The sequence below is a fragment of the Streptomyces sp. CB02959 genome, from assembly GCF_002803155.1.
Lineage (GTDB): Bacteria > Actinomycetota > Actinomycetes > Streptomycetales > Streptomycetaceae > Streptomyces.
The window spans coordinates 44710-57483 of sequence record NZ_NNBP01000020.1 but is presented as its reverse complement, the minus strand read 5'-3'; the positions used below and the strand labels follow the sequence as shown (position 1 = coordinate 57483).

General features: G+C 73.7%; 11 protein-coding genes. 9 read left to right on the top strand and 2 right to left on the bottom strand.

Going from position 1 to position 12774, the window contains the following annotated elements; genetic code table 11:
* Window positions 1–261: 261 nt before the first annotated feature.
* The 3 genes from CG747_RS28815 (at window position 262) to CG747_RS28805 (ending at window position 3477) form a co-directional block, all read left to right on the top strand.
* Complete coding sequence (locus CG747_RS28815; RefSeq protein WP_100604774.1) at window positions 262–1467, top strand: sensor histidine kinase; 1206 nt, start codon at window positions 262–264, stop codon at window positions 1465–1467.
* 382 nt (window positions 1468–1849) lie between these two features.
* A complete protein-coding gene (locus CG747_RS28810) occupies window positions 1850–2533 on the top strand; it encodes a response regulator transcription factor (protein ID WP_100604773.1) in 684 nt (227 codons plus the stop codon).
* Window positions 2534–2781: 248 nt separating this feature from the next.
* Window positions 2782–3477 (top strand): glycoside hydrolase family 75 protein, encoded by a 696-nt coding sequence (locus CG747_RS28805; RefSeq protein ID WP_100604772.1) that lies wholly within the window; start codon window positions 2782–2784, stop codon window positions 3475–3477.
* Window positions 3478–3515: 38 nt separating this feature from the next.
* Here the strand turns inward: CG747_RS28805 and CG747_RS28800 are convergent, their stop codons facing one another.
* Complete coding sequence (locus CG747_RS28800; RefSeq protein WP_100604771.1) at window positions 3516–4625, bottom strand: DUF5937 family protein; 1110 nt, start codon at window positions 4623–4625, stop codon at window positions 3516–3518.
* 100 nt (window positions 4626–4725) lie between these two features.
* Here CG747_RS28800 and CG747_RS28795 point away from each other — a divergent pair, with 100 nt between their 5' ends.
* Window positions 4726–5088, top strand: a complete 363-nt coding sequence (locus CG747_RS28795) for a hypothetical protein (RefSeq protein WP_100604770.1) — start codon at window positions 4726–4728, stop codon at window positions 5086–5088.
* A 5-nt stretch (window positions 5089–5093) separates the two neighbouring features.
* Here the strand turns inward: CG747_RS28795 and CG747_RS28790 are convergent, their stop codons facing one another.
* Complete coding sequence (locus CG747_RS28790; protein ID WP_257980812.1) at window positions 5094–6467, bottom strand: low specificity L-threonine aldolase; 1374 nt, start codon at window positions 6465–6467, stop codon at window positions 5094–5096.
* Window positions 6468–6727: 260 nt separating this feature from the next.
* Here CG747_RS28790 and CG747_RS28785 point away from each other — a divergent pair, with 260 nt between their 5' ends.
* From CG747_RS28785 to CG747_RS28765, 5 genes are read left to right on the top strand one after another with little or no spacing between them, the layout of a single operon-like run.
* Entirely contained in the window at window positions 6728–7846 is a 1119-nt protein-coding gene (locus CG747_RS28785) for a Rossmann-like and DUF2520 domain-containing protein (RefSeq protein ID WP_100604769.1), read from the top strand.
* Window positions 7843–9027, top strand: a complete 1185-nt coding sequence (gene panC, locus CG747_RS28780) for a pantoate--beta-alanine ligase (protein ID WP_100604768.1) — start codon at window positions 7843–7845, stop codon at window positions 9025–9027. The genes CG747_RS28785 and panC overlap by 4 nt, the downstream gene beginning before the upstream one ends.
* Entirely contained in the window at window positions 9024–10787 is a 1764-nt protein-coding gene (locus CG747_RS28775; protein ID WP_100604767.1) for an L-aspartate oxidase, read from the top strand. Before panC ends, CG747_RS28775 begins: the two co-directional genes overlap by 4 nt.
* A complete protein-coding gene (gene nadC / locus CG747_RS28770; RefSeq protein ID WP_100604766.1) occupies window positions 10784–11860 on the top strand; it encodes a carboxylating nicotinate-nucleotide diphosphorylase in 1077 nt (358 codons plus the stop codon). The genes CG747_RS28775 and nadC overlap by 4 nt, the downstream gene beginning before the upstream one ends.
* A 5-nt stretch (window positions 11861–11865) precedes the next feature.
* Window positions 11866–12663, top strand: coding sequence for a type III pantothenate kinase (locus CG747_RS28765; RefSeq protein WP_018540416.1), 798 nt, complete (start codon window positions 11866–11868; stop codon window positions 12661–12663).
* Window positions 12664–12774 lie beyond the last annotated feature (111 nt).

The window sequence follows — 12774 nt, the reverse complement described above, 5'->3', positions numbered from 1 at the left end:
GGGGACGGTTCGCGGTGCGAGGGGGCGACCCGTGGTGCGGCGGTCGGCCTGCGGTATGAGGCGGGGCGGGAATGAAAAGCCCTGTTCGGGGGCGTTTTCCGGGGCCCGGTACGCGGGCTTCCGCATCGCGTGATCACGGGTCAACCCCGGGGGCGACACAATTGGCGCATGGGGCCTCCACCTAGGGGAGTAGGCCCCACTGAAGAGGATCGCCCCTCCGGTTGACTCCGCAGCCCGTCCGGGCTGCCTACGCTGGGTTACGTGCAGCGCCTCTATGACTTCTTCCGCAGGCACCCGACGGGGGTGGACAGCTTCTGGGCTTTCCTCCTCTTCGGGTTCAACGGGTTGTGGGTCATCTCCCGGTCGGGCCTTGAAGGCAAGCTCGTCGGCCTGTTCTTCAGCACCGGCCTGTGCCTGGTCGTCGCCCTGCGCCGGAAGTACCCGGTCAAGATGTTGCTGCTGGCCACCGCCCTCGGCGTCGGCCAGCTGATCTTCGACATCCCGCCCAACCCGGGCGACTTCGCGCTGCTGGTGATCATCTACACCGTCGCCTCCGAGACCTCGGCCCGCCGCTGGGCCTCACGCTTCGCACTGGTCGGCGCCCTGATCGCCCCCGGCCTGTCCCAGCTGCGCTTCCGGGACGGCCCCGTCGCCCTGCCGGTGTGGGCGGTGGTCTTCTTCACGGTGCTGCTCACCGTGCCGTTCGTGCTGGCCTGGGTGCTCGGCGACTCGGTACGCACCCGCCGTGCCTACTGGGCCCAACTGGAGGAGAAGGCCAGCCGCCTGGAGAAGGAGCGCGAGGCCCAGGCGCGGATCGCGGTCGCGGCCGAGCGTGCCCGGATCGCCCGTGAGCTGCACGACGTCGTTGCGCACAACGTCTCGGTGATGGTCGTCCAGGCCGACGGCGCCGCCTACGTCCTCGACGCCGCGCCCGAGCAGGCCCGCCAGGCGCTGGAGACGATCTCCGGCACCGGCCGGCAGGCACTGGCCGAGATGCGCCGGCTGCTGGGCGTGCTGCGCACCGGCGAGCAGGCCGAGGGCGGGGAGTACGTGCCGCAGCCCGGCGTCGAGCAGCTCGCCGACCTCATCGACCAGGTCCGGGGCGCGGGGCTGCCGGTCGACTTCCGGGTGGTCGGTGAGTCGCGCCCGCTGCCCAGCAGCGTCGAGCTGACCGCGTACCGCATCGTCCAGGAAGCACTGACCAACACCCGCAAGCACGGCGGCCCCGACGTCAGCGCCACCGTCCGCCTCACCTACCGGGCCGACGACCTCGATCTGCTCGTCGAGGACGACGGCCGGGGCGCGCAGCACGAGCTGTACGAGTCGGGCGGTGCGGACGGGCTCGGCCACGGCCTGATCGGTATGCGCGAGCGGGTCGGCATGGTCGGCGGGATCCTCGACGCCGGGCCGCGGCCGGGCGGCGGCTTCCGGGTCAACGCCGTGCTGCCGCTCAAGGCGGAGCGGTGAGTCGGCTGGTTGCCGCGTCGGTCGTCCCGTCGGTCGTGCCATCGGTCGTCCCGTCGGTCGTGCTGCCGGATGGGCGGTCGGGCCGGGGGACGGGCCGCCGGGCGGTCGGCCGGCGGGCGGCTGGTTGTCGTACGGCTGGTTGTCGCGCGGCCGGTTTCGTCATTTCGCGGTGCCCTGCGGGTCGGCGCTTCCGGGCGGCTCGGCGACGCGCGGACCGATGCTGTTCGCCGCGGTCCCGTACGGTGGCACGCCAGGCGCTCCGGCCTCGTCCGTCTCCGGCCGGTTCGTCTCCGACCGGCTCGTCTCCACCTTGTTCGCTGTCGCGGCCCCCTGCGCTTCCGCCTCGTCCGCCCCAGCCGACCCGTGAAGGGATCTCCCTGCCATGACCATCCGCGTGATGCTCGTCGACGACCAGGTGCTGCTGCGCACCGGCTTCCGGATGGTGCTGGCCGCACAACCCGACATGGAGGTCGTCGCCGAGGCGGGCGACGGGGCGCAGGCCCTGGAGGTGCTGCGGACCGCCGAGGTGGACGTGATCCTCATGGACGTCCGGATGCCGAACCTCGACGGTGTCGAGGCCACCCGCCGGATCTGCGGGGGCGGACAGCAGGAGGGCGCCCCGAAGGTCCTCATCCTGACCACCTTCGACCTGGACGAGTACGCCTTCTCCGCGCTGAAGGCCGGAGCCAGCGGCTTCATGCTCAAGGACGTGCCGCCGAACGAGCTCCTCGCCGCGATCCGGGCGGTGCACAGCGGGGACGCGGTCGTCGCGCCGTCCACCACCCGCCGCCTCCTGGACCGCTTCACGCCGATGCTGCCCGCCACCTCCGGTGAGCCCGCGCGGCCCGAGCTGGGGCGGCTGACCGACCGTGAGCGGGAGGTGCTGCTGTTGGTCGCGCAGGGGCTGTCGAACGGTGAGATCGCGGCGCGGCTGGTGCTGTCCGAGGCCACGGTCAAGACCCATGTGGGCCGGATCCTGACGAAGTTGAGCCTGCGGGACCGGGTGCAGGCGGTGGTGCTGGCGTACGAGACGGGGCTGGTCCGGGCCGGGGGCGCCGGAGCGTAGCGGGGCCGACCGGGGGCCGGTCCTGCCACGGATCGGCCTGGTCCTGCCACGGAATTGGTGTGGCCTTGCCGTGGGTTCGGCCCGGTGCTGCCACGGGAACGGCCCGGCCCTGCCACGGGTTTCGGCCGGTCCGTGCGGCGGGGGGCGAGGGTGGCCGATACGCATGTTGACGCGTACACGTAAACAAGAGCAGATTGGCGCGCGGTAAGGAAACTTTCCTAACAGAAGGATTTCCCGTGCGCAGAAGCATGCTTGCCTTCGCCACCGCCTCCGGCGCCGCACTCCTCGCCGCCGCGGCGCTTCCCGCCACCGCCCAGCCGGCCGCCCACCGCGCCGCCCCGCACGCCGCGCTCCAGGAAGGCTCGGTCTCCGCGGCCCAACTGCTCGCCAAGCTCAAGGACTGTACGCAGCTGTCGAACGGCAAATACAGCACCGACGAGGGGACCCCGGCCACCGTCCCGGTCTGCGGCAAGAACGGCGCCGTCTTCTGGAAGGCCGACATGGACGTCGACTGCGACGGGCAGATCACCGCGCAGTGCAACGCCGACACCGACCCCTGGTTCCAGGACGACACCGCGTTCCCCCAGTCCGACGGCAAGCCCCTGAACGCCGCGAAGCTGCCCTACGTCGTGGTGCCCAGCGCCAGCGGCATCTGGAACTACCAGTCCGCGGGCATCAAGGGCGGCGGTGTGGTCGCCATCATCTACAACAACCAGGTCGAGTACGCCGTCGTCGGTGACACCGGCCCCAACAAGATCATCGGGGAGGCGTCCTACGCGGCCGCCAAGGGGCTGGGCATCGACCCGAACCCGGAGACCGGCGGCGCGGATTCGGGCGTCACCTACGTGCTGTTCAAGAACTCGCAGGCATCGCCCATCGAGAACCACGCCGACGCGGTCAGCCGCGGAGACGCCCTGGCCAAGAAGTTCTTACAGGAGAACTGACCGGGGGCGCGGTACGCCCCCTCGGCGCGGTACGCCCCTCAGCGCAGTACGCCCTCAAGGAAGTCGCTGCCCAGCCGGGCCACCACCTGGAGGTCCAGCTGGTGCAGGACGTAGCGCCCGCGGCGCCGGGTCTGCACCAGCCCCGCCTTCTTCAGTACCGCGATGTGCCGTGACACCTCCGGGGCCGTGATGCCGAACGCGGTCGCCAGCTCCCCCGTCGTGTGCGGACCCCGCGACAGGCTGCGGCACAGTCGCATCCGCATCGGGTGGCCGAGCGCCTCCAGCCGCTGCTGGACGAGATCCAGCGCGGCGGGGGCCGGCAACTCCGGGCTGGCCACCGGGTATTGGAGCACCGGGCGCCAGCCGGGGGCGTGGCTGAACAGCAGATGCGGCCAGCCGAAGGACGTCGGGAGGAAGGTGACACCGGGATCGGCGGGGTCGGCGAACCCAGTCGTATGGCCGCTGGCCAGCTTGTCGACCAGGATGCGGGTGGTGCCGCTGCCGTCCTGGGCCTCGTCCAGCGTCAGCGCCAACGAGGTCGCGGTCAGCGTTTCGGCCAGGCCCCTGCGACGCAGCAGCTCGGTCTTGTGCCGGGCGTCGGCGGCGAGTTGGATGCTCACCCGCCGCCAGATGTCCCCGAAGAACGCTTCCTCGCAGTCCTCGAAGAGGCGGCGCAGCCACACCCGCAGGCCGTCGGGGTCGGTCAGCATCCGGTCCGTGAACGCCGCCTGCCGCGGGCCGCGGGCCGCCGCCATCTCCCGTACGCGCGCCCGCTCGCCCTCGTTGACCAGGGGCGACGGCGTCGGACGGGTGTACTTGGGCGAGCAGGTGATCTCGAAGGCGGCGGCCACGAACCGCTCGTCGTCGATCTTGTCCAGCTCGTCCAGTTCCTCGGCCAGCGTCGCTCCGGGGCGGGTGGGCAGCAGGATGTCCGAGCGGGCGGACCGCCACAGGAAGTCCGCCTCGCACAGCCGGTCCGCGAGGTCGGTCTTCAGCCCGGCGTTGGTCGCGGTGACCCAGCCGTGCAGCCCGGGGTGGTGACCCGGCTCGGACAGCGCGTGCAGCGCCGCGCCCAACTCGGCCAGCGGAGAGGGCGCGAAGACGACGCGTTCCAGCGGCAGCCCGGTGATGTCGATGACGTTGGCCATGTGTCCATCATGCGTGAGGCCGTGACCTGCAGCGTCGTCGATTGACGGCTCTCGTCAATCGACGCGCCAGGGGCCGTTGGGCCGCCCCACAGTGAGGGCCATGGACACCACGCAGCAACACCTCCTCGACAGCTACCGCGCCGCCCAGCGAGGCGAGGCCGCCCCGCCCGCACCGGGTGAGGCCACCGTCCGTACCGCTCGCGAGATCCAGCAGTGGCGCCGCTTCCAGGCCGTGGTCACGGATCCCGCGGAGCGCTGGTGGGGACGCGACGGGCGGCTCCTACGAGGGGCCGCGGCACTGCTGGCCCGCCGCGCCCGGCCCCTGGACGGCCGCACTGCCGTAGCGACCTGGCCGGGCCCCGGACAGCCGCCCGCCGAGAGCCGGGGCAGCCACCGCGCGGGCTCGAACCGTGCCGCAACCGCCGTCGCGGAAGCGTGCAACGCGGGTCCGGTCGACGCCTGAGCGGGTCACCCGTCGATGCGTCGGACGAAGTCGCCCACCGCCGTGCGTATCTCCTCCGCTGTCCACTCCAGTGCGGGGGACGCGACCGTCACCTCCGTCATTGCCACGCCGGGCGGTCCGGCCGAACCGGGCTCGTACCACTTGCGGAACAGCGTCGTCCGGGTTTCCTCCGCCTGGCGGGTGCCGGCTTCGGTCAGGACCTCCGGTGGGTGCGGCAGCCATACCTGGAATTCATGGGTGTGCGGCTCCTCGGGGTGCACCCGGAACCAGGGCACGCCGGCCTCGGCCAGGCCCTCCCGCAAGGCCCGCGCGACGACCTTGGCATGGGCGACGTACTCCGGAAGCCGGGGCAGTTCGCGGTCCAGTCCGGCCAGGGCGGCGAGTGCGGTCGGCCACTGCTGGAACAACTGGCCGCCGTAGCGGTGCCGCCAGGCGCGGGCCTCCGCGACGAACTCCTCGGTGCCCGCCAGGGCGGCGCCCGCTATACCGTCCAGCGACTTGTAGAAGGAGACGTAGACGCTGTCCGCCAGGGCGGCGATCTCCGGGAGCGACCGGCCGAAGTGCGGAGCGCTCTCCCACAGCCGGGCGCCGTCGAAGTGCACCACCGCGTCCAGGTCCCGCGCCGCGGCGACCGCCGACTCCAGCTCCTCCCAGCTGGGGAGGACGTATCCGGCGTCCCGCAGCGGGAGTTCGATGGCGAGGGTGCCGAACGGCTCCTGGAGGTCGTAGATCTCGTCGGCCGTCGCCAGGCGCGGGGCGCTCGTCGGATGCACCATGCGCAACCCGCTGACCACCGCATAGGCGTCGCGCTCATGGACCTCCAGGTGGGACAGCGGGTGGCCGGCGACCGTCGCGTTGCCCGTGCGGCCGGCCCAGCAGCGGAGCGCCACCTGCTGCGCCATCGTGCCGGTCGGGAAGAACACGGCGGCCGCGGTGCCCAGGGCGTCGGCGGTCCGGCGCTCCAGCTCGCCGACGACGCTGTCGGCGTCGCCGTAGAAGTCCGGCCAGTCGTCGAGGTCGTACACGTCGCGGGCGTCGGCCGTCAGGCGGGCCAGCCGCTCGGCGATCGTCTCCGGTGGACGCTCGCCGGACAGCGTCCGCGCCGAGCCGCGGTACGCCGCGAACCGCCGGGCCCGGTCGTCCACCGCGTCGTCCGGGCCGTCATCCGCGGCGGTCCCCACCGGGCCGTCCGCCGCCGGGCCCGCTGCGGGGCCGCTCCCCCTGCCGCCGACGGCTGCCTCCGTCGCGGCCCGGGCCCTGCTCACCGCGGCGGCTCCCGCGCTCCCGGCCGCCGTCCGCTCGCCGGCCCCGCCGCTGTGCTTCCCGTCCTCGGCCGGCGGTTTCCCGGTCTCCGTCGTGTGCTTCCCGCCCTCGGTCATGGCCCCCGCCTCTGCTTCGTCCCGCGCCGTCCGCGCGTGGTGTCGAAACCGATCATCGCGCAGCCGCCGCCGGTCCCGCGAGCCCTGTGGACAACTCTCCGAACCAGCGCGGAGCAGGGCATTCCGGTTCCGCTCCGACGGTGCTCCGAGACCCTCGTCTCACCCTCTGTACGACTCTCAGGCCGGCGGGAGGCTCTCGCGTAGCATGGCGACGAATCGTCCGGTACCCCTCGCGGACTGGAACGGAAGGCCGCCGCCCCGTGAACCCATACCCATCCATCGAGGCCCAGGACAGACCCGCCCGGCTCACCGTCGGAGTCGTCGGGGCGGGTCGCGTCGGGCCCGCGCTCGCCGCCTCGCTCCAGCTCGCGGGCCATCGTCCGGTGGCTGTATCGGGGGTCTCCGACGCCTCCGTGCGCCGTGCCGCCGAACTGCTGCCCGGTGTCCCGCTGGTCACCCCGGCCGAGGTGCTCGCCCGTGCGGACCTCGTGCTGCTGACCGTCCCCGACGACGCCCTGGCCGACCTGGTGAGCGGCCTCGCCGAGACCGGTGCCGTACGGCCGGGCCAGCTGCTGGTGCACACCTCCGGGCGTTTCGGGACGGCGGTGCTGGACCCGGCCACCCGGGCCGGTGCGCTGCCACTGGCGCTGCACCCGGCCATGACGTTCACCGGGACGTCCGTGGACGTGCAGCGCCTGGCCGGCTGCCCGTTCGGGGTGACCGCGCCGGAGGAGCTGCGGATGGCCGCGGAGGCGCTGGTCATCGAGATGGGCGGGGAGCCCGAGTGGATCGCGGAATCCGCCCGTCCGCTCTACCATGCGGCGCTCGCCATCGGCGCGAACTACCTGGTCACCCTGGTGGCACAGGCCATGGAGCTGCTGGAGAAGGCCGGGGTGCGAGCCCCGGACCGGATGCTCGGCCCGCTGCTCGGCGCGGCCCTGGACAACGCGCTGCGGTCCGGTGACGCCGCCCTGACGGGCCCGGTCGCCCGGGGGGACGCCGGGACCGTGGCGGCCCATGTGGCGGAGCTGCGCAAGCACGCCCCACAGGCCGTCGGCGGCTATCTGGCCATGGCCCGCATGACCGCCGACCGGGCACTGGCGCACGGCCTGCTCAAGCCGGAGCTGGCCGAGGAGCTGCTGGACGTGCTCGCGGGGCCGGCCGCCGACGGTGGCGCCGCCGGCCCGGCCGCGTCCGCGGGAGGACAGGCGCCCTCCGGCGGCCCCGGCCACGACGGCGACGAGCCCACGGGCACCGACGCCGACGGACCCGGCAGCCCCGAACCGACCGGCCCCGAACCGACCGACACCGGGCCGCCCCGCCCCGACTCCCCTGATTCCGATTCCCCCGAGCCCGGCCCCCACGGAGGCGACGCATGACCTCCTCGCCCGTCAGCCCGACCCCGGACGCCGCCCGACCGGTGCCGGGCCTCCAGCTCGTGCACACCGCCGCGGCGCTGCGCGCGCTGCCGCGCCGCAGCGGCGTACGGGCCGTTGTCATGACCATGGGCGCGCTGCACGAGGGGCACGCCGCCCTGATCAGGGCCGCCCGGGAGCGGGTGGGGCCGCAGGGCCAGGTCGTGGTCACCGTGTTCGTCAACCCGCTGCAGTTCGGGGCGGGCGAAGACCTCGACCGCTACCCGCGGACCCTGGACGAGGACGTGCTGCTGGCCGCCGGGGCGGGCGCGGACGCCGTCTTCGCGCCGTCGGCCGACGAGGTCTACCCGGGCGGGGAACCGCAGATCCGTATCTCCGCCGGTCCCATGGGCACCGTCCTGGAGGGCGCCAGCCGCCCCGGGCACTTCGACGGTGTGCTCACCGTCGTCGCCAAGCTGCTCCATCTGACCGCGCCGGACCTGGCGTTCTTCGGGGAGAAGGACGCCCAGCAGCTCGCCGTCATCCGGCGGATGGCCGCCGACCTGAATTTCCCGGTCGAGATCGTCGGCGTCCCGACGGTCCGGGAGGCCGACGGGCTGGCCCGCTCCAGCCGCAACCGCTACCTGTCCGGCCCGGAACGGCGCACCGCGCTCGCGCTGTCCGCGGCGCTCTTCGCCGCCCGCGACCGGCTCACCGCCGAGGAGGCACTGCGCGCCCGCGCCGCCTCCGCCGGGCACCCCGTGCAGGACCGCTCCGCGGCGCTGGCCGCCCTCGGGGAAGACCGGGCGGCCGCCGACGCGCACGCCGTCGCCTACGCCGCCGGCCCGCTGCACGGCCCGTCCGTGGCCCGCGCCGCGGCCGGCACGGTGCTGGAGGACGCCGCCCACCTGGACCCGCCGCTCCACCTGGACTACCTGGCCCTGATCGACCCCCGGGACTTCACCGAGGTCCCCGACGGGTACGAGGGCGAGGCGATCCTCGCGGTGGCCGCCAAGGTGGGCACCACCCGGCTCATCGACAACATCCGGCTCGTGTTCACCGCGAGCGGGGCCCCGTGTCCGCCCGCCGCCCCGGAGCGGTACGCCGGCTCCCAGGAGGAGCCCGCCCCCGGGCCGGCCTCCGGAGCCCGGAGGAAGTCCAGGAAGTCCACCCCACCCCAAGGCCCCCTCGGAGCGACCCGATGACCGCTACCGGAACCGCCACCGGCCCCACCGGCATACGTCTCACCGCCCCCGCCCCCGGGTGGTCCATCACGGCGGACGTCGTCGTGGTGGGCTCCGGCGTCGCCGGGCTGACCGCCGCGCTGCGCTGCGCCGCCGCCGGCCGCCGGACCGTCGTCGTCACCAAAGCCCAGCTCGACGACGGCTCCACCCGTTGGGCGCAGGGCGGGATCGCCGCGGCCCTGGGGGACGGCGACAGCCCCGAGCAGCACCTGGCCGACACCCTCGTCGCGGGCGCCGGCCTGTGCGACGAGGAGGCCGTGCGGCTCCTGGTGACCGAGGGCCCGGACGCCGTCCACCGGCTGATCGCGACCGGCGCCCGCTTCGACACCGCCCCCGGGAGCGACGAGATCGCGCTCACCAGGGAGGGCGGCCACCACCGCCGCCGGATCGCGCACGCCGGCGGCGACGCCACCGGGGCGGAGATCTCCCGCGCGCTGGTCACCGCGGTCCGCGCCGCGGGACTGCGCACCATCGAGAACGCGCTGGTCCTGGACCTCCTCACGGACGCCGAGGGCCGGACGGCCGGCGTCACCCTGCACGTCATGGGGGAGGGGCAGCACGACGGTGTCGGTGCCGTACACGCGCCGGCGGTGGTGCTCGCTACCGGGGGCATGGGCCAGGTGTTCTCCGCGACCACCAACCCGCCCGTCTCCACCGGCGACGGGGTGGCCCTGGCACTGCGCGCCGGCGCCGAGGTCTCGGACCTCGAATTCGTCCAGTTCCACCCGACCGTGCTCTATCTGGGGCCGGACGCGGAGGGCCAACAGCCGCTGATCTCCGAGGCGGTACGGGGCGAGGGCGCCCATCTGGTCGACGCGGACGGCACCCGCTTCATGGTCGGGCAGCACGAACTCGCCGAGCTGGCCCCGCGCGACATCGTGGCCAAGGCGATCATGCGCCGGGCCCAGGAGCAGGGCGCCGAGCACATGTACCTGGACGCCCGCCACTTCGGCGCCGAGATGTGGGAGCACCGCTTCCCGACCATCCTGGCCGCCTGCCGCGCGCACGGCATCGACCCGGTCACCGAGCCGATCCCGGTCGCCCCGGCCGCCCACTACGCCTCCGGCGGCGTCCGCACCGACCTGTACGGCCGGACCACCGTGCCCGGCCTGTACGCGTGCGGCGAGGTGGCCTGCACCGGCGTGCACGGCGCCAACCGGCTGGCCTCCAACTCCCTCCTGGAGGGCCTGGTGTTCGCCGAGCGGATCGCCGCGGACATCGCCGCCGACGGGACGACGGCACCGGCCGCCGCCCCCGTGGAGGCCCGCGCCCCGCTGCCCCTCCTGGTGCCCGAGGCCCGTAGCGGCGTCCAGCGGATCATGGCCGCCGGCGCCGGTGTGCTGCGCAGCGCGGCCAGCCTCGCTCAGGCCGCCGACGACCTCGACCGCCTGCAGCGGGAGGCCGCCGAGGCGGCTGTGGAGCCCGTCGCCGCCTCCGTCAAGGCCCCCGAGCCCAGTGTGGAAGCCTGGGAGGCCACCAACCTGCTGTGCGTCGCCAGGGTCCTGGTCGCCGCCGCGCGGCGCCGCGAGGAGACCCGCGGCTGCCATTGGCGCGAGGACCACCCGGACCGCGACGATGCCTCCTGGCGGCGGCACTTCCGCATCACCCTCGATGCCGACCGCACCCTGAGCATCCATACGACACAGACCGCCGGCTTCCCGTCGACCGTCGGTCCCGCCCCTCAGCCCGCCCTCACTTCCGATACGGAGCCCACCCCGTGAGCAGCACCCCCGGCACCCCCGGCGACCTCCCCCTCCTCCAGATCGGCCGGCCCGGCGCCGCCCCCGCCGGCGGCGGCTGCGGCGACGCCTGCGGGTGCGCCGTCGGTGACGACGCCTACGAGCTGGACCCGCTGACCTGCGGGCTGGACCCGGACCTGGCCGCGCTCCTGGTGGACGCCGGGCTCGACCCCGTCCAGGTGGAGGACATCGCGCACATGGCCATCGAGGAGGACCTCGACCAGGGCGTGGACGTGACCACCGTGGCGACCGTCCCCGAAGACGCCGTCGCCACCGGGGACTTCACGGCCCGTGAGGACGGCACGATCGCCGGGCTGCGGATCGCCGAGGCGGTGCTGTCCGTGGTGTGCACCGACGAGTTCGCGGTCGAGCGGCACGTGGAGGACGGCGCGCGGGTCGTGGCCGGGCAGAAGCTGCTGTCCGTCACCACGCGCACCCGTGACCTGCTCACCGCCGAGCGCAGCGCGCTGAACCTCCTGGGCCGGCTGTCCGGTATCGCCACCCTGACCGGCGCCTGGGCGGACGCCCTCGAAGGCACCAAGGCCAAGGTCCGCGACACCCGTAAGACGACGCCGGGCCTGCGCGCCCTGGAGAAGTACGCGGTGCGCTGCGGCGGCGGCGTCAACCACCGGATGTCGCTGTCCGACGCGGCGCTCATCAAGGACAACCACGTCGTGGCGGCGGGCGGTGTCGCGGCGGCGTTCACGGCCGTGCGGGACGAGTTCCCCGGGGTGCCGATCGAGGTGGAGGTCGACCGGCTCGACCAGATCCCGCCGATCCTCGCCGAGGGCGCCGACCTGATCCTGCTGGACAACTTCACGCCGGAGCAGACCCGGGAGGCGGTGGAGCTGGTGGCCGGCCGCGCGATCCTGGAGTCCTCGGGCCGGCTCACCCTCGACAACGCCCGCGGGTACGCGGAGACCGGCGTCGACTACCTGGCGGTGGGGGCGCTCACCCACTCCGCCCGGGTCCTCGACATCGGCCTGGACCTGCGTGAGAGCGACGACGCGACCGGGGCCGCGACCGCCGCTGTGCACGACGACGAGAGCCGCTGACCGCCATGCTGCTGACCATCGACGTGGGCAACACCCACACCGTGCTGGGCCTGTTCGACGGCGAGGAGATCGTCGAGCACTGGCGGATCTCCACGGACGCCCGGCGCACCGCCGACGAACTGGCGGTGCTCCTCCAGGGCCTGATGGGCATGCACCCGCTGCTCGGGGAGGACCTGGGCGACAACATCGAGGGCATCTCCATCTGCTCCACGGTCCCCTCGGTGCTCCACGAGCTGCGCGAGGTGACCCGCCGCTATTACGGGGACGTCCCCGCCGTCCTGGTGGAACCGGGCGTCAAGACGGGCGTGCCGATCCTCATGGACAACCCCAAGGAGGTCGGCGCCGACCGGATCATCAACGCGCTGGCCGCCGTCGAGCTGTACGGCGGCCCCGCGGTGGTCGTCGACTTCGGCACGGCCACCACCTTCGACGCGGTCAGCGCACGCGGCGAGTACGTGGGCGGTGTGATCGCGCCGGGTATCGAGATCTCCGTGGACGCGCTGGGCGTCAAGGGCGCCCAGCTCCGCAAGATCGAGCTGGCCCGGCCGCGCAGCGTGATCGGGAAGAACACCGTCGAGGCGATGCAGTCCGGCATCCTCTACGGCTTCGCGGGCCAGGTGGACGGCGTGGTGCAGCGGATGGCCCGGGAGCTGGCCGACGACCCGGACGACGTGACGGTGATCGCCACCGGCGGGCTGGCACCGATGGTGCTCGGCGAGTCCTCGGTGATCGACGAGCACGAGCCCTGGCTGACCCTCATCGGTCTGCGGCTGGTGTACGAGCGCAACGTCGGGCGCCTGTAACGGGGACGGCGGGCGGCAGGGGCGCGGCCGGTTCCGCACTGGCGCGCCCGTGTGACGCGCGCCCCGCTGCCGCGCCACCGAATGCAAATTAAGAGGCTTTTGTCCGAATTA

Bases quoted from the DNA above. Each gene is read 5' to 3' on its own strand.
- CG747_RS28795 (WP_100604770.1), top strand. From the start codon at position 4,726: ATGGACACCACGCAGCAACACCTCCTCGACAGCTACCGCGCCGCCCAG.
- CG747_RS28810 (WP_100604773.1), top strand. From the start codon at position 1,850: ATGACCATCCGCGTGATGCTCGTCGACGACCAGGTGCTGCTGCGCACC.
- CG747_RS28790 (WP_257980812.1), bottom strand. From the start codon at position 6,467: ATGACCGAGGGCGGGAAGCACACGACGGAGACCGGGAAACCGCCGGCC.
- CG747_RS28800 (WP_100604771.1), bottom strand. From the start codon at position 4,625: ATGGCCAACGTCATCGACATCACCGGGCTGCCGCTGGAACGCGTCGTC.
- CG747_RS28775 (WP_100604767.1), top strand. From the start codon at position 9,024: ATGACCGCTACCGGAACCGCCACCGGCCCCACCGGCATACGTCTCACC.
- panC (WP_100604768.1), top strand. From the start codon at position 7,843: ATGACCTCCTCGCCCGTCAGCCCGACCCCGGACGCCGCCCGACCGGTG.
- CG747_RS28765 (WP_018540416.1), top strand. From the start codon at position 11,866: ATGCTGCTGACCATCGACGTGGGCAACACCCACACCGTGCTGGGCCTG.
- CG747_RS28805 (WP_100604772.1), top strand. From the start codon at position 2,782: ATGCTTGCCTTCGCCACCGCCTCCGGCGCCGCACTCCTCGCCGCCGCG.